The sequence below is a fragment of the Microbacterium sp. Beta genome, from assembly GCF_005502545.1.
GTDB classification, from domain to species: domain Bacteria; phylum Actinomycetota; class Actinomycetes; order Actinomycetales; family Microbacteriaceae; genus Microbacterium; species Microbacterium oxydans.
Map to the genome: position 1 here is coordinate 14,328 of NZ_SCOG01000031.1, position 19,863 is coordinate 34,190.

At 70.0% G+C, this 19,863-nt stretch carries 18 protein-coding genes and 1 pseudogene; 8 read left to right on the top strand and 11 right to left on the bottom strand.

Features of this window, described 5'->3' with window-relative positions:
* Nucleotides 1-26 precede the first annotated feature (26 nt).
* From FFS56_RS18840 to FFS56_RS18880, 9 genes are all read right to left on the bottom strand, one after another.
* Entirely contained in the window at nt 27-650 is a 624-nt protein-coding gene (locus FFS56_RS18840; protein WP_137772244.1) for a DUF6349 family protein, read from the bottom strand.
* 47 nt (nt 651-697) lie between these two features.
* Complete coding sequence (locus FFS56_RS18845; RefSeq protein WP_068484200.1) at nt 698-1,579, bottom strand: ArdC-like ssDNA-binding domain-containing protein; 882 nt, start codon at nt 1,577-1,579, stop codon at nt 698-700.
* Between the two features lie 336 nt (nt 1,580-1,915).
* The gene (locus FFS56_RS18850) at nt 1,916-3,949 is read right to left on the bottom strand and encodes a hypothetical protein (protein WP_249353005.1); all 2,034 of its coding nucleotides are present in this window, start codon (nt 3,947-3,949) and stop codon (nt 1,916-1,918) included.
* Between the two features lie 225 nt (nt 3,950-4,174).
* Nucleotides 4,175-4,429, bottom strand: a complete 255-nt coding sequence (locus FFS56_RS18855; RefSeq protein WP_137772245.1) for a hypothetical protein — start codon at nt 4,427-4,429, stop codon at nt 4,175-4,177.
* 65 nt (nt 4,430-4,494) lie between these two features.
* On the bottom strand, nt 4,495-5,367 hold the full coding sequence (locus FFS56_RS18860; RefSeq protein WP_160118994.1) for an FHA domain-containing protein: 873 nt from the start codon (nt 5,365-5,367) through the stop codon (nt 4,495-4,497).
* On the bottom strand, nt 5,364-6,731 hold the full coding sequence (locus FFS56_RS18865; protein ID WP_137772246.1) for an AAA family ATPase: 1,368 nt from the start codon (nt 6,729-6,731) through the stop codon (nt 5,364-5,366). Before FFS56_RS18865 ends, FFS56_RS18860 begins: the two co-directional genes overlap by 4 nt.
* Before the next feature lie 14 nt (nt 6,732-6,745).
* A complete protein-coding gene (locus FFS56_RS18870) occupies nt 6,746-7,828 on the bottom strand; it encodes a M23 family metallopeptidase (protein ID WP_137772247.1) in 1,083 nt (360 codons plus the stop codon).
* The gene (locus FFS56_RS18875) at nt 7,828-8,367 is read right to left on the bottom strand and encodes a hypothetical protein (protein ID WP_137772337.1); all 540 of its coding nucleotides are present in this window, start codon (nt 8,365-8,367) and stop codon (nt 7,828-7,830) included. The genes FFS56_RS18870 and FFS56_RS18875 overlap by 1 nt, the downstream gene beginning before the upstream one ends.
* A gap of 1 nt (nt 8,368) precedes the next feature.
* Entirely contained in the window at nt 8,369-8,656 is a 288-nt protein-coding gene (locus tag FFS56_RS18880) for a helix-turn-helix domain-containing protein (RefSeq protein WP_124093341.1), read from the bottom strand.
* Between the two features lie 153 nt (nt 8,657-8,809).
* On the opposite strand from FFS56_RS18880, the gene FFS56_RS18885 reads away from it, so the two are divergent.
* The 8 genes from FFS56_RS18885 to FFS56_RS18920 are packed head-to-tail and all read left to right on the top strand — an operon-like array spanning nt 8,810 to nt 17,822.
* Nucleotides 8,810-9,418 carry a DUF6668 family protein gene (locus FFS56_RS18885; protein ID WP_137772223.1) on the top strand — a complete coding sequence of 203 codons (609 nt, stop codon included), beginning with the start codon at nt 8,810-8,812 and terminating at the stop codon, nt 9,416-9,418.
* 11 nt (nt 9,419-9,429) lie between these two features.
* The gene (locus FFS56_RS18890) at nt 9,430-9,732 is read left to right on the top strand and encodes a hypothetical protein (RefSeq protein WP_137772224.1); all 303 of its coding nucleotides are present in this window, start codon (nt 9,430-9,432) and stop codon (nt 9,730-9,732) included.
* A gap of 11 nt (nt 9,733-9,743) precedes the next feature.
* Nucleotides 9,744-10,493, top strand: coding sequence for a hypothetical protein (locus tag FFS56_RS18895; protein WP_137772225.1), 750 nt, complete (start codon nt 9,744-9,746; stop codon nt 10,491-10,493).
* A 1-nt stretch (nt 10,494) separates the two neighbouring features.
* Nucleotides 10,495-12,138 (top strand): hypothetical protein, encoded by a 1,644-nt coding sequence (locus FFS56_RS18900; RefSeq protein ID WP_137772226.1) that lies wholly within the window; start codon nt 10,495-10,497, stop codon nt 12,136-12,138.
* Nucleotides 12,138-13,649, top strand: a complete 1,512-nt coding sequence (locus FFS56_RS18905) for an SCO6880 family protein (protein ID WP_171011048.1) — start codon at nt 12,138-12,140, stop codon at nt 13,647-13,649. Before FFS56_RS18900 ends, FFS56_RS18905 begins: the two co-directional genes overlap by 1 nt.
* Complete coding sequence (locus FFS56_RS18910; RefSeq protein ID WP_137772227.1) at nt 13,649-15,277, top strand: ATP/GTP-binding protein; 1,629 nt, start codon at nt 13,649-13,651, stop codon at nt 15,275-15,277. The genes FFS56_RS18905 and FFS56_RS18910 overlap by 1 nt, the downstream gene beginning before the upstream one ends.
* Nucleotides 15,274-17,061, top strand: a complete 1,788-nt coding sequence (locus tag FFS56_RS18915; protein WP_137772228.1) for a type IV secretory system conjugative DNA transfer family protein — start codon at nt 15,274-15,276, stop codon at nt 17,059-17,061. The genes FFS56_RS18910 and FFS56_RS18915 overlap by 4 nt, the downstream gene beginning before the upstream one ends.
* A complete protein-coding gene (locus FFS56_RS18920; RefSeq protein ID WP_137772229.1) occupies nt 17,061-17,822 on the top strand; it encodes a DUF4913 domain-containing protein in 762 nt (253 codons plus the stop codon). The genes FFS56_RS18915 and FFS56_RS18920 overlap by 1 nt, the downstream gene beginning before the upstream one ends.
* 64 nt (nt 17,823-17,886) lie before the next feature.
* On the opposite strand, the gene FFS56_RS18925 is transcribed toward FFS56_RS18920, so the two are convergent.
* Nucleotides 17,887-18,729 (bottom strand): hypothetical protein, encoded by an 843-nt coding sequence (locus FFS56_RS18925; RefSeq protein ID WP_137772230.1) that lies wholly within the window; start codon nt 18,727-18,729, stop codon nt 17,887-17,889.
* Nucleotides 18,730-18,744: 15 nt separating this feature from the next.
* Nucleotides 18,745-19,863, bottom strand: a pseudogene (locus FFS56_RS18930) (relaxase); the annotation flags it as partial.

Below are 19,863 nucleotides of genomic sequence, written 5' to 3' on the forward strand. Positions count from 1 at the left end.
GCTGGTTCTCCTGTCTGGTGGGGTGGTCAGTCGGCCGCGAGGTCGTAGCCGCCGAAGGGGGATCGGGATTCGACGTGTCGGCCGCCGTGCGGCCCTCGGATGGTGCGGACGGGGGAGCCGGGACGCTGCCACTCGGCGGGGTAGTTGGCCGCGCACCACTTGGCGGCGGCGGCTCGCGCCTTCTTCTCGTCGGTGGCCGCTGCGGCGGGGCGGGGCATGATCGGCAGTGATCGCCAGCCGGGCAGGGCGTGGTCGTGCCACGCCTCTACGGCGTCGTTCTCGCGCTCGGTGATGATGTGCCAGGCGCAGCCGGGGCACACGGCCTGATAGCGGCCGCCGCCGGGGAGCGGGTCGGCGGTGTGATCGTGGTCGGATTCTTTGCACCAGGCGCCGGCGTAGAACATGTGCAGCTCGTGGCCGTCGTCGGTCGCGGCGCGCTCGCCTTGGTTGTAGCTGTTGCGGTGCCACATGTGGGAGCGGGGGATGCATCCGAAGCCGCCGAACTCGGCGCGGTAGCGGTCGAATGCTGCATCCAGCTCGGCGGGGCTGTAGTAGCTCGTCGTGTAGGCCAGGGGCGCGCCGTCCCATGCGGTCGCGGCGACGGCCTCGCGCTCGAACTCGGCCAGGTCGAACAGGGTTTCCGCGGTCATCGTTCCTTCTCCTCTAACGGTCTTGACGGCAATAGAGTTATTGCCGCTCAGGCGGCGACGGTCTCGGGCTGCTCGGTGAGCGCGTCGGCCAGGGCGTGAGCTGCGCGCAGCACGTTTGCCGCGGTGGCCTTGATCGTCTCGGCGTCGCAGTTGCTCCACCCGGCGACGTAGCCGACGCTGTAGGCGCTGGTGTCGAGTCCGAGAATCCCGGCGACGACGTAGGCGACGCTCTCGGCCTCGGTTTCCTTGGTGCCGCGGTGCTCGACGTACTCGGCGTGATCTTCCTCGGCGTGCAGGATGACGTGCGCGGCCTCGTGAAGTCCGGTCTTTGCGGCCTGGGCGGGGGAGAGGTCGGAATCGAGCACGACGCGACGGCCCTCGGGGTCGGTGTAGCCGTGTGCGCCTCCGGGGATGCTCTCGCGCTCGACGGTCCAGCCCTTGCCGGTGAGGTAGTCGGCCACGGCGTCGAAGATGCCTGCGGGGTCGTCTCCGGTCAGCGGCCGCGCGATGTCGGTCGGGTCGCCCGCCTCGGGGTCGATGAGGTCGGTCTGTCCCATGTCGAACACGGACACCGGGAAGAACAGCGTTCGGCGCTGCTCCTCGTCCTCGCCGGTCTTGGGGTTCTCGACCGTCTCGCGCACGTCGCGGCCGCCGAAGATGCGGATTCCGCGCTCACCCTTGCGCACCTGGCGGTTGAGCTTCTGCCACGTCCGGTAACCGGCGACGTGGGACGCCTCGGGGCACTGGCCGAAGATCAACAACAGGTTGTTGATGCTGTAGCGGTGGAATGCCTTCGTGAAGTCCAGGAACCGCGCCCACGCCTCCGACTCGCGCAGCGCCTCGACCTGCTCCGCGATCGTGGCTTGCAGCTCCTCGGCCTCGGCGCGACGCTGCTCGGGGGTCTTGGTGGTCTTGACGTTGCGTGCCATGTTCGGAACCTTCCGTGCCGGTAATAGGGTTATTTCCCTGCTCATCCCCTCCACGTTTTTTTGCCGTGAAGGCGGTTTACCGCCGCTAGGGAGGATGCCCGGAGCACAACCCGTAGGGCGGCGGGGGAGAGAGTTTCGGCGCGAAATAAGGGAGCGCAGCGACCGCGTGCCGAAAGTCTCGGAGGAGCCGGCGGCGCAGCCGCTTGGGTGGAGGGTTGACGACCGTATGCTGCCGAAGGCTTCACGGCAAAAGAACGGGCCGTAGGCCCTGACAGTGCCGGCGACGCCGGCTCGACCAGCGAGCCCGTGGGCTCGCCTCCGCGCAGCGGATCGGCTCTACGCGACGCGGCGCTGCGGGGTGTCGAGCTGCTTCGTGGCCGGGCCGTCGCAGTATCGGCACCGGATGCCGACGGTCATTCCGTGGGAGCAATAGCCGGGGTCGATCCACTCGCCCTCGGCGGTGTCGATCGCGGGGCTATCGTCGACGAGGGTTCTCGAGCGGAGATCTCCGTCGGCGTAGCGCTCGTAGGGGCGTACGGCTGTTCCATCGCGCTCCTCGATGATGATCCGTCGAGCTGCGGCGTAGTCCAGCCGGCCATCGGCTCGGCGCGGGTGCGGGCCGTAGGCGTGGGTGCCGTCCTCGGGGACGAGGGAGAGTTGACCGCGGCTCGGTCGACGTCGCGCGTCGGGTCGACGTGGTGCGTGCATCCACGCCTCCTCTGCCTTCCACCAGGCCCATGCTTCGCGCTCGACTCGGTAGCGGTCTGCGCGAGCGTCGAGTCGGCCGGCGACTCCGGCGCGCTCGGCGGCGGCGTCGGGGGAGTGGGCGTCGACGCGCTGCCATCCTTCGCGGCTGCGCTCGACGATGCCGGCGTAGGTGAGGCGGTCGAGGAGTCGACGGGTTCGGAGAGGATCGGCGCCGATGGTGGGGGAGAGTTCGTCGAGGGTGCGAGCTGTGGTGTCGATCCGTGCGTAGAGGTTCCCGGCCAGGTGACCGAGCGCAGGGCGGGTAGCGGTGAACAGGTCGTGCGCGGCATCCGTCGTTCGTGTGCGCAGCGTTGCGAGGAGGGTCGTTCTCTCAGCGGCCCCAGCCCCAGGGGGGCGTGGGTCCGCTTGTGACCGGGCATGAACCAGGTTGCTGTGGAGAACGCTCTGTGGGTCGATCGTCCAGTGAGCGGCGCGGGTGCCGTCGGCGGCCGTTGTCTGGGCGATCCATCCGTCCTCCGCGAGGCGCAGGAGCGCCGTTCTGGCTGTCTCGCGGCCGACCCCGGCCGACAGGGCCAGGCGGCGGGTGTCGGCCTCCACGGAGCCGCTGAGGGCGTGCAGGGCGAGGAAGCTCAGCACGTCGAGGATGCGGCGATCGGCTGGGCCGCCTCCGCGGGTCCAGCGGCCGGCGGCCGCGTCGGCGCGCTGCTGCACGTCGCGGACGTGCGCGGCCATGACGTCGGCGCGGCGGTCGAACGTGGGATCGTCCCCGATCTGGCGGTCACTCGCGGCGACGTAGCGCACGGCCTTGTCCCACTGCCGGCCGAGCACGGCGGCCTGCTCGCCTCGCGGGCGAGCTGCGCGGCCGCGGGTCGTGACGCGGCTGCGGACGTGCTCTAGGCCGGGCTCGGTGTCGACGAGGGCGGCGACGTCGGCGTGCCGCCACCTGGCGGCCGCTGCGCCGATCAGGACGCGCCAGAGCGTCGCTGAGGCGTCGAGGGGCGTCTCGCGCAGCGCTGCGGCGCTGTTGGCGGGGAGCTGCCGGCGTGGGCCGGCCAGGTGCAGGCGGCCGTGGGAGTCGAGCGGGAGCGGTGAGCGGGGGTCGATGGGCCGTGCGGGCTCGGTGTCGTCGACGAGGCCGGCGACGAGGCTCACGAGCGCGCGCACCTGGGCTGCGGTGGCCGTGGGGGCGCTGAGCGCGTCCACGTCGCCGCTGAGGACTGTGGAGTGCCCGCCGGCACGGTGGGGCGCTCCTGGGGGCCGCACACAGCCGGTTACGGCGTTGCTGAGCGGCGAGAGGTCGAGGGTGGGGCACAGGTGCTTGGTGAGGCGGGCGAGGGTGGCGACGGTTTCGGCGTCGACGGACTCGGCCAGGGCGACCCACAGGTGCCGGCCGCCGGTCGGCCCGGACTCGCAGAGAACGTAGGGCAGGCCGACGTCGCGGAGGAGGCCGCCGAGCACGTCGGCGTCGCGAGCTGCCGCCGCGGGGTCGCCGTGCGCGTCGAGGTCGAACGCCAGGAGCCGGAACCGGCGATCGGCGCCGGCCAGGTAGACCGCCCACGGGCGCTCCGGCGCGGCCCTGCCGATCGCGCGATCGCGGTATTCATTCAGGACGGTGCCGTAGGCGTCGACGACGGCGACGCGCACACGAGGGCGCGGGCTCACCGCGGCGGTGAGAATCCAGGACTCGCCGTCGGCAAAGCGATATCGCTTTTCAACTTGCCGCGCTATGATGGCACCACCTTTCGACTCCGGTCGCTGGGTACAGCGAAGGTCCGGTTCCCTACCGGTTTTCTCTGGAACTGCCTTGATCTACCGCGTCGCCAAACTCAGAAGATCAGGCACTTAGCTTCGGCCCCCCGTCTCGTAGAGGCGGGGGGTTCGCTCGTTCTATGCGGCTTTCGTGGTTGCCCCCTTGGACGTGTTCAGCTCGGGGATCGGCAGCTCTGCTGCGCGATCGCGGGGGAGCGGCGGCGCGTACTGGGGCATCCCCAGCGCGTCGGCCGCGAGCATCACCAGGTACTCGCCGTAGGAGAGTCCTTCGGCGTCGGCGTTCTGCTTCAAGATCGCGCCGAACTCGACGGGCGGCTTCGCCAGAATCGCGTCGCGACGTCCCTTGCTCGGCCTTCCGTGCTGTGCTCCCATGCGGCTCATCCTGCCGCTTTTCCTTAACGCAAAAGGGAGGACACGCCGACGGCCACAGGTGTAGCTCACTGCGCGCGCTCGACGGTGCAGTAGACGTCACCAAGAAGGATCGTCGACCCGTCGGGGATCGGGGTCGGTTCACCGGGGGTCAACCACCGCGGCGGGGCCGACTGCAGTTCGATGCCGTTCGCGGAATCGAGGTCGGTCACGACGATGCGACCAGCGGCGTCGACGGCAATCGTCGCGTGTGTGCGCGAGAGCATCCGGCCTGGTGTAGCGATGCTGAGCGGTTCGTGGCCGGCGACGGGCTCGGGGTTGCGACCGATGACCACACGGGGGCCGGCGGCGACGCTGCGCTGCGTGTTGAAGGCCAGGCGCAGCGTCGGGCGTGCGGGGGTCGAGCGGCGCGTGACGCGGGTCTGCTCGACGTCGTGCAGCTCGTCGAGCTCGCGGAGCTCAACGGGATTCGGGCGCGTGATCGGGGCGGCCGCGGGCGGCGTGACGGTGTTCGGTTCGGCCAGGGGGGCGACCTCGACGCGCAGCGGCTCGTCGACGGCGCACTGGACGCACGTCGTCGACGTGACCGGCTGTAGGCGGCGGCAGATACGGCATCGGCCCTCGTCGATGCCGAGGCCGTCGGCGGCGGGGATCGTGCCGTCGGCGCCGACGAGCTGTACGTAGCCCTCGGGCCGCACGGCGAGGGCGTGTGTGCGGCCGTCCTCGGTGACGTCGAGGCGGATCGGCCGGCGTAGCTGCGTGGCGATCGCCACGGCGCGCGCGATCATGCCTGTGCGCAGCGCGGCGACGGACTCGGCCGCGCAGGCGCGCCGTTGGCCGTTGACCGTGAGCGTCCCTGTGCCGTCGGCTGTGACCTCGGCGGCGAGCCGGGGCCACTCCGGGACGCGATGGAGCCCTGGGACGGGCTGTGTGGCGTTCACAGCCCGCGTGCGACCGCCGCGCCGGCTGCGAGCCATGCCCGCTGCGTCTCGGGGCGCAGCGAGCCGAAGCGCAGCACGCCGTCGACCATTGCGGGGTCGTGGGGGACGGTCACGGCTTCACGCGCGAGCGAGCGGTAGCCCTCGGCTACGCGCGCCAGCTCGGCCGGAGTCGACTTGGGGTCGGCCTGGTTGACGATCACCACGGCATCGCGGGCCAGCTCGGCCGATCCTGCGTCACGCTCTGCGAGAGCTTCGAGGAGGAGCGCGCCGGCCTCGGCGTGGTCGTCGCGGGTCGTGGTGGCGACCACGAGCTGGTCGGTGTGGTCGATCATGCGCAGCCACATCGGGTCCGACTCGTCGTTGCCGGAGTCGATGAAGATCAGCCGGTAATACTTCGCGGCCACGGCGTGGATCGCGTCGACGTCGCTCGGCTCCACCCGCTGCTCGTGCGCGAGGGCCATCGGCTTGCTGCGCAGCACGTCGAACCGGTCGCGGGTCTGGTGGTGCACGAAGTGGGCGAGGTCGGCCGACTGCGCCCCGGTGCTCAGGAGGCGGTCGACCTGGGGGAGGAGGTCGAGCAAGGTCGCCTCGTGCGGCCCCTGCTCGGTGCGCCAACCGAGCGTGCCGCGGGTCTGGTTGTTGTCCCACGTGAGCACGCCCGCGCCGCCGTGGCGGGCGAACACGGCCGCCAGGAGGACGGTCGTCGGAGTCTTGCCCGCGCCGCCCTTGCCGTTCACGACGGCGATCGTGCGGGGGCCGGGCCAGTGCTGCGAGACGGCGAGGACGTCGGAGCGCTCGGCGCGCTCGGACTCGCTGGGGCTCATGCGGATGCCGAAGCGGGTCAGGGTGCCGCGCCATCCCTGGGTCGCCGGTTCCTCGATCTGTTCCTGCGTGAGGAACGACTGGCGCGCCTCGCGGCGGCTCGGAAACTCGGGGGCCGGCACAGGGGCCTGACGCACCCATGCGTTGCCGTCCGCGGCTGCCGGCGCGGGAGCGGCTGGCGCGGCCGCGTGAGCGGGCACGCTGTCGGTCGGCGCGGGTGCCGGTTCCGGCTCGGGGTCAGGCGCGGGCGCGACCTCCTCGACGGGTGCGGGGTGTGCGGGCAGGCTCTCGTCGGCTTCCACGCTTCCGTCGGGGTGGACGATCAGCGGCCACTCCCCGTCGGGGCCGGTCGTGGTGACGCGGACGGGGCGCTGCATCTTCCCGGCCGTCTCAGCGACGCGGGCGAGGATCGCGGCGCGAGCATCCTCGAGAGTGGTCGTCTCGATCGGGTATGACGTCCCGTTGATCGTGACCTCTCCCGATCCGTTGGCGTGCGTGCGCGCCTCGATCTTGGGGAATGTGGGTACTTCGATGCTGCTCATGGTCGTCTCCTGATCTACTGTCCGAGCTGGATTCCGACCGCAGCCATGAAGGGGGCCGGGTCAGTGTTTTCGCCGTTCACCTGGACCTCAAAGTGCAGGTGGCATCCGGTGGATTGTCCGCTGCTGCCGACACGGGCGATCTGCTGACCGCCCTTCACCTTGTCGCCAACCTGGACGAGCATCCCGGAGTCGTACATGTGCAGGTAGCGGGTGGTGACGCCGCCGCCGTGGTCGATCGCGATAACGCCGTTGCCGCCGCTGTCGAAGCCGCGGAAGGTGACGACGCCCGATTGAGCGGCCCAGATCGGGCCGTCGCAGCCGCCTCCGGCGAGGTCGGTTCCGGCGTGGAGCCGCCACACCTGGTCGATGGGGTGCAGGCGCATCCCGTAGGGGTCAGTGATGGGGCCGGCGCCGGGGGAGGCCCAGCCCTGCGCGTTGACGCTGCCGGGAACGCCTGGGTCGCACTTGCCGCCGCTGGCGCTGCCGTCGCCGGGGTTCAGTCCGGTGGTCTTACCGGAGAGCCCTTCGACGATCTGCACCGCGCCGTCCCAGAACTGGGTGTAGTGGTACGGGTCGGCGTTCACCTGCGTGCGGTGGGCGACGATAGTCGGTTCCAGCGACTCGCGGTCGGGAACCTTCGCCACCATCGCCTGGAAGAACTTCGTCGACGAGATGTAGGGGTCGAGGCGCTCCTCGCGGGTGCCCCATCCGTCCTGCTGCTGGAATAGGCCGATCGAGGTCGTGCGGGTGCCGTCGGGGTTGGTGACGCCGCCGGTTTCCCAGTCGCCGTAGTCGATGTTTCGGAGGCTGGATTCGCCCATCGCGGTCATGACGCCGATGGTCTGATCGCGGACGTTCAGCCCTTGGTCTGCGCCCGCCTTGATGACGTTGGCGGCGTTCACAAGCTGCTCGTGGCCATAGCCGGCGATTTCGGTCTGTGGCACCGAGTCGGGGTTGACTGAGACTCCCGATCCGCCGCCTCCGGCGGTCGGGCCGCAGTTGTCATCCCCAACGAGGAGGAGTCCGAACAGCGACCCGATGACGAGGAGGGGGACAGCGGCGATCGCGTAGACGCCGCTGCCCTTGGGGCCGGCCACTAGTTCACGCCCTCGGGAAGGATGAACCGGGAGGCAAGCCACGGGGAGTCAGCGTCGGCCCGGCTGAGCACGACGCCGTAGGTGCCGGCGTTGGTGGGGACGTCGACGAATGCCACGTAGGCGCTGGTGTCGTCGGTGATGACGGCGGTGCCGGTGATGCTGCTCGCGACGATGCGGGCGGGGTCCATGTAGGCGTAGTCCTGGGTGGCTTTGCCGTCCAGGAGCGGCTGCAAACCGGCCCACCACTGCTCGAACGGAAGATCGGGACGGGCGTAGGCGGTCATCACGGCCACGGCGGCCGCGGTGGCGCTCTCGCGTGATTCCTCGTCCCACGTCGGGACGGGCCGCGGGCCGTGCGTCTCGCCGCTATCGGCGTCGATAGCGCCGGTCGGCGCGGGAGTGAACTGATCGAGGTCGGGATAGATCGGGCCGGAGCTGCTGGCGCTGGGGGAAGGCGCTGGCGCATCGTTCGGTGCCGTGCAGGCTGTCAGGGTCGCCGCCGTGACCACGATGAGTAGTGCCGGCCCGATCTTCCGCATGTCAATCTCCTTGCTTGGTTTCCGTCCGGATGACCAGCACGGGGCCGGTATCCCGCTTCGTGTTGGCACCCTTGCGCAGGGTGTCTTTCAGCTCGTCACGGATGACGAACCAGGTCGTGCCGATCTTGTAGCCGGGGATCAGCCCGTCTTTGAGCCACGTGTAGACACTCTTCGCAGAGACTCCGAGTCGTTCCGCGACTTCGGTCGCGCCGAGCGTCGGAGGGCTCTGGTCAAATAGGCGGTCGACCGCATCGCGGTTGATCGCCTCGCTGTCGTCATCGCTGGTCATCGGGATTCCTCCTGGTGGGGCCACGCGACCAGCTTACTCATTCGGGGGCAGATGTACAGGTACGGGTTCATTCGGGTTGACCCTTCCTTGTTCGGGGTATTGGGGGTTAGTGTTTCCCTGTAAGGGTGAATCTCACTGTACCTAGGAGACAAGATGAGCGAACCGCTTAATCCGTGGCTTTCTCGGCCGACGACACCGCCACCGTCGCAGGCCGCGCCCGTGGCGTCCGTGCCGGATGCGGTCGGTCCTGTGGCTCCGCAGCGGGGCATCCCTGCCCCCGATCGCGTCGACCAGCTCCCGGTCCACGACCGCGGCGCTACCGCGGCGCTCTGGTGGGTCGGCGCACACGGCGGGTCGGGGGAGTCGACGCTGGCAGCTCTGATGCCAGGGACGCAGGCGGCGGGCCACGCCTGGCCGCGCACCCCCTCGCAGACGCCCGCACGGACGGTTCTCGTCGCACGGGGTGACGCTCGCGGGCTGCGTGCCGCGCAGGACGCGATGCGCCAGTGGGCCGCGGGCCTCGTCCCTTCGGTTGAAGTTTTGGGCCTGGTCGTCATGGCTGACGCACCCGGTCGTGTACCTCGTTCGCTGCGCGACCTCTTGCAGGTCGTCAGCGGAGGCGTCCCACGCACCTGGTCGGTGCCGTGGGTCGAAGCATGGCGCGTGGGAGAGCCGCCGGCTCTCTCATCTTCCCCGCGCGAAGTTCAGCGACTCGTCGACGAACTGACCGCAATCCTCGGTGCCGCCGGCACCACCAACTGAAAGGCAGACGCATGTCCGTTATCGACGTGTTCCACGCGGCGGCAGACACCGCCGTCCACATCGCCGGCGTCATCCCCGACCCCGACCCCGTACAGCCTCCCGGCACCGAAGGCGTGACGACGATCCTCTCCTGGTTGAAGTGGATCGGCTACGTCGTCGTCGGCGGCGCGATCATCGTCGGCGGCATCCTCATCGCCGTCAACTTCCGTCGCGGCGAGGGCCAGGACGCCATCACAAAGATCATCTGGCCGATGGCCGGAGCGATCGTGATCGGCGGTGGTGCCGCCCTGATCGGCATCCTCGCCGGAGCCTGAAAGGAGCCGTCATGGCTGAGGACGACACCCAGCAGAACCCCTTCACCCGCCCCGGCTTCATCGTCGGGGCGGTGGTGGTGGCCGCGCTCATCGTGACGGCCATCGTCTTGACGGTTCTCAACCTGAACCGCGGGAACGAGGCCGGCCCGCCCGCGCCCGATCCGTCGTCCAGCGCCGCGACCAGCGCCGCCCCAACCCCGGAGCCTTCCGGGGTTGCGGGCGGCGCTAGTGTCTGTGGCCTGGGAGGCGAGAAGCTGTCGGGCAAGGTCACGACCGCGCCAGCCGCCGAATGGGCGTTCATTCGCACAGTGGCCTACCCGACGTCGACGACGTTCGGGCCCGCCGACACGGGCGCAGAGGGCTACCCAACGTGCTTCCAGCACTCCCCGGAGGGAGCGCTGTTTGCAGCCGCGACCGCCCTCGCGGTGCCCGCCGACACTGAGCTGGTCAAGCCGTGGATCGAATACGCCCTGAGTGAGGGCCAGTTCCGCGACTCGCTCCTGTCACAGGTCGGCAGCACCTCCGAGTCGTCGGGCGTGCGCCTTCAGGTGGTCGGCTTCCGCGTCCTCTCCTACGACGGAGAGAACGCCCGCGTCGACCTCGCTGTGCGTGGTTCCTCTGAGGGGACCACTGTCACGGCTTCCACCGTCTACGAGCTGGTTTGGGAGGACGGCGATTGGAAGATCAACGCCAACGTCTCAACCCCGTTCGACTTCGCGACGATTCCCGACACGTCGGGATACATCCCCTGGGGAGCATGACATGGCTTGCGGTATCACCGACCCTCTCGCCTGCGTAGGCGATGCCGTCAACAACGCGGTAGGCGACGCGATCGAGAACATGGCGAATGCCGTTCTCGAGGCGTTCGGTAAGGCAGTGGCGTCCCTCGGCACCCTATGGGTGAACGTCGGGACACCCAACCTCACCGGGAGCGGTGGCGGGTCGTCGATTGCCGCCGGCACGACCGCGCCGAACTCGGACGGCATCATTACGGTGCTCGGCTGGGTGACCTGGATTTCCATCGCGCTGGCGGCAATGTCGATCATCCTGCTCGGAGCGCTCATCGCCACTCGGATGCGCAACGGTGAGGGCTTCCAGGCCGCCGGCCGAATGGGGATCGTGCTCGGCGCGATCTTCCTCATCAGCGGCGCGACGGCTCTCGTGTCGGGCCTCCTGCCGAACGGGCCACAAGGCGCGGGCGGCACGGTGCTGTTTCTGCAGTCGTCGCTCTGGTGGTACATGGGTGCGGCCGCGGTGGTGTCCGTCATCATCGGCGGCGTTCGGATGGCGTGGGAACAGCGCGCCGAGCCGGGTAAAGACACGATCAAGAGTCTCCTGACTCTGATCGTGGTGGCTGGGGCCGGTGTGACGATCGTCGGCCTGTTGGTGTCGGCCTTCGACTCCTTCTCCGTGTGGATTCTGAACGGCGCGCTGAACTGCGACGTCGGCACGGATACGGCGTGCTTCGGGAACAACATCGCGACGCTGCTTGCCCTCACGACGAACCCCGCGACCGGTGGCCTCGGGGCGCTGCTCATCATCATCCTGGGACTGATCGCGATCCTCGCGACGGCCTTCCAAATCGTGCTGATGATCGCGCGTGGCGGCATGCTCGTCATCCTGACGGGCATCCTGCCGCTGTCGGCGGCGGCGACCAACACCGAAATGGGTAAGAGCTGGTTCAAGAAGAACGTCGGCTGGCTGGTCGCCTTCATCCTGTACAAGCCGGCGGCCGCGATCGTCTACGCCGCGGCGTTCCAGCTCGCGGGAACGAACGTGTTCCAGGACGACGGCACGGGCTTCATCGCCGTTCTGACGGGCCTCATTCTGATGGTGCTCGCGCTGTTCGCCATGCCGGCCCTGATGCGGTTCGTGACCCCGCTCGTCGGGGCCATGTCGGCCGGTGCCGGCGGCGCGCTCGGCGTCGCAGCTCTCGCCTCGCTCCCGACCGGAGCGGCCTCAATGGGTCGCCTCGCGACCGGTTCCGGTGGCGGCTCGTCGGGTGGTTCCGGGTCGACCGGCTCGTCTGGCTCCACGGGCTCTACCGGCCCGTCTGGGGCCAGCGGTGGCGGTCAGTCGGCACCACAGGCCGCGCAGGCTTCTAGCGGCGCTGGTGGCGGCGGTGGGGCCACGTCAGGGGCCGCGGCGTCCTCGGGTGCTGCTGGTGGCGGCACGGGCGCTGCTGCGGCCTCTGCGGGCGGTGGAGCTGCCGCGGGTGGCGCTGCGGCCGGCGGAGCTGCTGCCGGTGGTGGAGCTGCTGCGGGTGCAGCGGCCGGCGCCGCTGGCGGGCCTATCGGCATGGCTGCCGGCGTCGCGATCGGCGCTGCAAAACAAGCAGGACAGGCGGCCGCTGGGGCCGCCCGAGACGTTGGTAACCAAGCAACAGGTGAAGGGAGCGGGAGCTGATGGCAACCGTAGAGACAAGCCGTAGGGGCGTCCGCACCTACGGGAACTGGCGTCAGCCGACGTCGCCGGGCCTCCTCGGGCTCGGCACGGTCGGCACCGGCCTGATGTTCGTTGCGTTGCTGATCGTGATCGTCGTTCTGATGACCACGGGCATCATCGAGGCATTCGTCACGGCCGCGGTGTTCGGCGGGCTGATCTTGCTGCTGACGATCCGCGACGGTGACGGGCGTAGCGTCCTCTCGCGCGCCGCGAACCGCGTCGCGTGGACGTCGACCAAGCGGAGGAAGGCGAACATCTACCGCTCCGGCCCGCTGGGGCGTTCCGACTGGGGAACGAACCAGCTTCCCGGCCTCGGCGCGCAGACTCAGCTCTCCGAACATGAAGACTCCTACGCGCGGCCGTTCGCGATGATCTACTCCCCGCACGCCAAGACGTATTCGATCGTGATCGGGACCGAGCCTGACGGCGCGGCTCTCGTCGACCAGGAGCAAGTCGACCTGTGGGTGGCCGACTGGGGTCACTGGCTGCGCAACCTCGGTGATGAGCCGAACATGGAAGCTGCCGCGGTGACGATCGAGACGGCTCCCGACTCGGGACGCCGGCTGCGCCGTGAGGTCGAGACGAACACCGACCCCGACGGCCCCGATTTCGCCAAGGCGATGCTGGGTGAGGTTGTGTTGAGCTACCCGGCCGGCTCGTCGACGGTGAAGGCGTACGTCACGCTCACGTTCGCTGCTGCTCCTCGGAAGGGTGCCAAGGTGCGCAAGCCCGACGAAATGGCGCGCGAGCTCGCGGCTCGCCTGCCTGGCCTCACGGCCGGATTGCAGGCGACGGGCGCGGGCGCTGCTCACCCGCTCTCGGCCCAAGAGCTGTGCGAGACGATCCGGGTCGCCTACGACCCGGCGGCCGCGACGCTGATCGACGACGCGCACGCGGACGGCGACGTGCCCGACCTCCGGTGGAGCGACGTCGGCCCGACGGCGGCTCAGGCCGGATGGGACAGCTACCGTCACGACTCGGCCAAGTCGGTCACCTGGGCGATGACGCAAGCGCCCCGCGGGCTCGTGCAGTCGGGAGTCCTCGCCCGGCTGCTCGCTCCGCACCGGGATATCGCCCGTAAGCGCGTGACGCTGCTGTACAAGCCGATCGACCCGGCACGGGCCGCGACGCTCGTCCAGTCGGACGTGCGAGCTGCGGAGTTCAAGGCCACGTCGACCAACAAGCCGGCGGCGCGCGACACCCTCGCGCTGCGCTCGGCTCAGGCGACGGAATCGGAGGAGGCATCGGGCGCTGGCCTGGTCAACTTCGGCATCCTCGTCACCGCGACGGTGATCGACCCGGTGAAGGAAGCCGAAGCGCGCGCCGCTGTCGACAACCTCGGCGCGACCGCACGTCTCCGTCTCCGTCCCGTCTACGGCTCCCAGGACAGCGCATTCGCCGCCGCCCTGCCCCTGGGCCTGGTGCTGACCAAGCACGTGGCCGTCCCCGCGGCACTGAGGGAGCGTGTGTGATGACCCCGGATCAGATTGCCCTCGCGGCCCTCGGCGGCCTCGTTGTTGTCGTGGCCGTCGGCTCACTCCTGTTCGTGCGCCTTGGGCGCAAGAGCACCGACGCGGGCTCGTCGACGTCTGCCGGCGCGCTGTCCTCTCGTGGCTACAGCGGCCCTGCCGGCGGCATGTCGAACTTCATCCAGCCGCCGGCTGAGTGGCGCGGGACGACGCTGCAAGTGTGCGGCCTGTGGCCCTACGCGATCGGTGCCGGCACGCCGATGGTGGGCGTCCCGCTCGGCCGCCACATTCACACCGGGGCGACGCTGTGCTGCGACCCGATTTCGTGGTTCCAGCGCGCGAAGCTCATCAGCAACCCGTCGCTGTTCGTGCTCGGCAAGCCCGGCCTCGGCAAGTCGACGGCCGTCGCTCGGATGGCGATCGGCCTCGCCGGCTACGGTGTGCAGCCGCTCGTGCTGGGTGATCTTCGACCCGACTACGTGGAGGTCATTCGCGCGCTCGGCGGCCAGGTCATCACCCTCGGCCGTGGCCGCGGGCACCTGAACGTGCTCGACCCCGGCGAGGCGAAGGAGGCCGCACAGCGGCTCACTGAGGCCGGTTTCCCGAAGGAGGCCGGCGAGGTCTTGGAGGATGCCCACGGCCGCCGCCTGGCTATGGTGTCGTCCCTGCTGACGATCCTCCGCAAGTCGCCTCCGAGCGACGTCGAGGAATCCATCGTCGACCAGGCGCTGCGCTACCTCGATCGGAACTTCGACGGTGTGCCGGTCCTGGGCGATCTGCTGAACGTCGTGCAGCAAGGGCCGGAGGAGCTGCGCCAGGTGGCCGTCGACCGCGGCGACTTCGCGGAGTATCAGCGGATCACCCGCGGGCTGGAAGCGTCGCTTATCAGCCTCTCCCGCGGTGGCCGCCTGGGCGAAATGTTCTCCCAGCCGACCGACAACCCGATGCGCCTCGACCGCCCGGTGGTCTACGACATTTCGGCCATCGGTGAGGCTGAGGGCGATCTGCGCGCGGCGACCCTGCTCGCCTGCTGGTCGAACGGATTCGCGACGGTGAACATCGCGAACGTCCTCGCGGATGCCGGCCTGGAACCCCGCCGGCACTACTTCGTCATCATGGATGAGCTGTGGCGTGCGCTGCGCGCCGGTAACGGCATCGTCGATCGCGTCGACTTCCTCACCCGCCTGAACCGTCAGGTGGGCGTCGGTACGGCCATGATTTCGCACACGATGGCCGACCTAAGCGCCCTCCCGGAGGAGGACCGCTTGAAGGCGAAGGGCTTCGTCGAGCGCGCCGGCATGGTCATGTGCGCGGGCCTGCCGTACACCGAAATGCCGGAGCTGACGTCGGTCATCCCGTTCTCGGAGGCCGAGCAAGAGCTTCTGACCGGTTGGCAGGACCCGCCCGCGTGGGACGCCGCATCGGGCCGCGAGGTCGACCCTCCCGGCCGCGGGAAGTTCCTCGTCAAGGTCGGCACGCGACCGGGCATCCCCGTCGAGGTTCGGTTGACGGAGGCTGAGCGCTCGATCCGTGACACGAATCAGCGCTGGTACGAACAGTCCCGCACCGGACGGCGCGCGCTGCACGTCGTCGAGGAGCTGGTCGAGGAGCACGAGGAGAGGGTGTCATGAGCACTCCCAACAACCGCCGCCGCGATCCCGGCGGCCTCGGCGGTGAGACGCTGCTGCTGCTGATCGTCGTTCTCGGGGCGGTGGCTGCGATCGTCGTTCTCAACGTCGCGGTGCGCCTTGGCCACCAGCTCGACGGGACCGGCGTCGAGCTGCCCTCCGACCCGTTCGCGTTCACCCTCGGGGTGATTCTCGGGCGGGTGCCGTGGCCGGCATCCGCGACGTGGATCGTCATCGTCCTGTTGGCGATCGTCCTCGCGCTCGTGGTGCTCGCGATCGTCGGCGTCGTGCGCTACCGGAAGGGGCGGACTCGCGTCGACCGGGCCAGCTCGTACATGGGTCGAGGGAAGGACGTCGAGGGTCTGAGCAAGCGCAACGCGCAGGCTCAGGCGACCCGGCTCGGCGTGACTGGCTCCCTCGGTGTGCCGATCGGTAAGACGCTCGGCCAGATGCCGCTCTACGGCACCTGGGAGGACATGCATATCGACATCTGGGGGCCGCGCACCGGTAAGACGACCTCTCGGGCGGTGCCGGCCATTCTGGAGGCTCCTGGGGGCGTTCTCGTGACCTCGAACAAGCGCGATGTGGTCGACGCGACGCGCGACGTGCGCGCGGAGGCCGGCCCGGTCTGGGTGTTCGATCCCCAGGGGATCGCGCTCGAGCAACCTACATGGTGGTGGAACCCGCTCAGCTACGTCACCGACGAGGTGCGCGCGGCCAAGCTGGCCGATCACTTCGCGTCCGGTTCACGCGATCCCGGAGCCAAGACGGATGCCTACTTTGACCCCGCGGGGCAGGATCTCCTTGGGGGGCTCCTGCTCGCGGCCGCGCTCGACTCGCGTCCGATCACGGACGTCTACGGGTGGCTGACGCGCCCCACGGAGGAGGAGCCGATCGGCATCCTCCGTCGCGGTGGGTACGACCTGACGGCCGACCAGGTGCGCGGTGTCATCACCGCCCCGGAGAAGCAGCGCGGCGGCATCTACGGCACGGCGCAGCAAATGGCGTCGTGCCTGACCAACCGCCAGGTGGCCGCGTGGGTGAACCCGCAGGGTGAGCCCGATCTGCGTCCGCAGTTCGACCCGGCCGCGTTCGTGCGTGACGGCGGCACCCTGTACTCGCTCTCCAAGGAGGGCCGCGGGACCGCCGGCCCGCTCGTGACGGCGCTGACGGTCGCCGTGGTGGAGGCCGCGGAGGAGCTGGCCGCCGGGTCTGCCGGCGGCCGCCTGTCGGTGCCTCTCCTGGGCGTTCTCGACGAGGCCGCGAACGTCTGCCGGTGGCGTGAGCTGCCGAACCTCTACAGCCACTACGGCTCGCGCGGAATCGTGCTGATGACCATCCTGCAGTCGTGGTCGCAGGGCGTCGACGTGTGGGGCGATTCGGGCATGCGCAAGCTGTGGAGCGCCTCGAATGTGAAGGTCTACGGCGGCGGTGTCTCCGAAGATGCGTTCCTGGAAAGCCTGTCCAAGCTGATCGGTGACTACGACCGTCAGGCGTCGTCGGTGTCCTCCGGCCGTGGCGGGCGCAGCGTGAATCAGCAGCTCCACCGTGAGCGCATCCTGGACGTGGCCGACCTGGCCGCGATGCCGAAGGGTCGCGCCGTGGTGCTCTCCTCGGGGAACCGCCCGACGCTCATTCGCACGCAACCGTGGATGACCGGCCCGCACGCGGAGAAGGTCAAGGCGTCGATCGCAGCTCACGACCCGCAGGCGTCGCGGACGATCGTCGAGGCGCAGGAGTCGGTGCGTGAGGTCGCGGCCGCCGTCGACGGGAACGGTGCGGCCTGATGAGCGACAACTGGGGCGACGCTCCCGCTGACGAGGGGATCGAGGCGCAGCCGTTCGAGCTGGACGAGGGCGACGAGCCCGACCCGCGCGACGTCCCCGACGACGCCGAATTGCCGGAGCTGCCGGAGCGTGAGCCCGGCCGGCTGTTCGGGATCGACATTGCCGACGTCGCGACGAACCTCGCCGCTCCGGCGATTCGCGCCGTGGTGCAGAAGGCGATCACGGGCGCGGTGAAGGATGCCGTCGCGGCTGAGGTAGACGAGGCGCTGGACCCGACGGTGGTCGAGGAGCTGCAAGCGCAGGCGGCCACGGCCGCCCGTCGTGCTGTCACCGCGGCGCTGGATGCTCTCGACGAGGAGGAGCCGGCCGACGCGGAGCCGACGCTGTACTACGGCTCGGTCGACGAGTTCGTGCGCGAGTACCTGGTGAAGAACTACCGTCGCCGCGTCGACGGGGAGCGCAGCGTGTGGGCGGCCGACTGGTGGAACTACCCGGAGGCCGTGATCCGCCTCGACGCCCTGTGGCGGGCGTGGGAGCATCTGCGCCTCGATCCGACAACGGGGATGAGCGTCTGGTTCCGCGATCACGCCGAGCACCACATGAGCGTCCTGCTCGACCCTCACGGCCCGTTCGCGGCCGCCGGCATGGGAGAGAACCGGGTCAACACGAACGACAGCGACAAGGGCGCTGAGCTGCCGTACACGGCACCGCCGGAGGGTTTGTACCCGGACCTGCGCGAGGAGCCGCCTACGGGCGTCTGAGCGCACAACGAGAGAGGGACCGGCCCAGTGGGTCGGTCCCTCTCTCGTGGGCTCAGGCTGTCGCTCAGCGACCAATCTCGGTGCGCTGCACCTTCGACGATCGCGACCTGTTCGGCCGCGCCTTGGCGCTCTGTAGCTGCTGCGCCTTGACCGCCTCGGTGGCCGGCTTGCCCTGGCTGACGTCGGCCGCCATCTTCGCGCTGACGGCCTCCTTGCCGACGCCTCGCTGTTCGAGCTTGTCGGCGTCGCGCTCGCGCCGCTCGGACGAGTCATACAGCGGCTCGGCCTTCTCGCGGGTGGCCTCGGCGCGGTTCTGCTCGCGCTCGGCCTGCACCTGGGCCTGCTCGCGCTCTGCCTCGTCGGGAGCCGTGTCGGCGGTGTCCCGTGACGCCTCGGCCGCGCGGTCGATTTCGTCGGCCTGACGCGAGAGCGCGACCGCCTCGGCCTGCTCGGTAGCGCTGCGCTGACGCTCGGTGTCGGACTGCCGGCGCAGCTGCTCGGCCTCGACGGCCGCCTGGACGGCCGCGGGGTCGGCGCCGGTGTTGTCGACGTCGACGCCGTAGCGGGTGCGGAGCTCGTCGCGGATGCGGCCCTCCGCGCGCTGCGCCTCGGGGTCTTCCGAGCCCCACGCGCGCGCCGTGGTGAGTGCGCCGCCGATCTGCTGCGGCGTCGCCTTGTCCCACCAGTCGGAGCGGTGAACGCTTCCCAGCTCGACGCGAGCTGCGCGCTTCTCTGCCTCGAACCGTGACGACAGTTCGCGGGCTGCCTGCTCGCTCTGTGCCTGTGCGCGTCGTGCCGCCTCCTCGCGGGCGCGGGCGAGTGCTTCGCCTACCCGGCCCGCCGCGGTGACGGCGATGCGGAGCTGCCCTTCGAATGCTTCCTCGATGCCGTCGCTCTCATCGGCCATGATCTGACTCCCTTCTCATCGCTCCGGGCCGCGATCTGCGCCCGGCTTCGTCGTGGTGCGCGGCCGCGCGGGCTCCACCTGTGGCGGAACCGGCGAGCCGGTGGTCTTGTTGCGCTGCTCCTCGGCGCGCTGCATCTTGTCGAGCGCTTCCTGCACGGATGCGTCGACGATCGCGGAGCGGTCGACCCTCGGCGCGGTCGCCGTGGCGGTCGACGTCGGGCCTGTCGTCGACGTCGCGGCCGCGGTGGCCGGCACGGCTTCGAGCTGCCGCCGAACGTTCATCACGCGCTCCCGCACGGCGGCCTCGACGTTCGCTGCCTGCCGGGCCTCCCCTGCGGCCTTCGCGGCGTCGTAGACGGCCTGGGAGAGGTTCATGAGCTGTCGCAGCATGGCGAGCTGCGCGGCCGTTCCCTGGCCGCCGCGGGCGACGCTGGCGAGGAGCATCGTCGCGCCCGACATTGCCACCCGGCCGGCGCGCTGGGGCTTCACCGGGCGACGGTAGGTCTGTGCCGACTTGGCGAGTGCGTCGGACGCCTCGGCCAGGTCACCGGGTGTCTCCTCGACGGCGTTCGACCAGGCTGCGAACGCGGCCGCGGTCTGACGTGCGACCGTCGACCAGGTGTCGCGGTCGTCGAGCGGAACCGACCGAAGCTGCTCGCGGAGCTGGCCGATTTCCTCGGTGTGGCGCTGCCACAGCTCGGGGTCTGGTTCGCGCATTTCGCGACCAGGTGCAACGGGCCGCCGGCCCCGTCCCGCTGCCTGCCACTCGGCGGCCGCATCGCTCGCCCCGGTGGGTGTGTCGGGCCAACCTTCGCGGAGCCTCGGCAGGGTGAGGTCGCGGCCCATCTGACCGCCCCCGTACCAGATCGGACGCTCACCCTTCGTGGGCCTGGTCGCGACCGAGTAGCCGGTGATGACGTCCGTCGTGCCCTCCGCGAACCGGGGGCGGACGAGGACGCCGGAGCGGCGCAGCCGGCGCACGAACTCGGCTTCGTTCTCGCTCGCGCCGGCTGCCGCTCGGACGCTGCGCGCGAGGTCGTTCCGGGGCGCATTCAGTCGAACCTCAGCCGTGATGCGTGCCTGGCGCTCCTTCGGGTCGAGGCGGTGCCATTCGGGCTGCTCTCCCCCGATGCG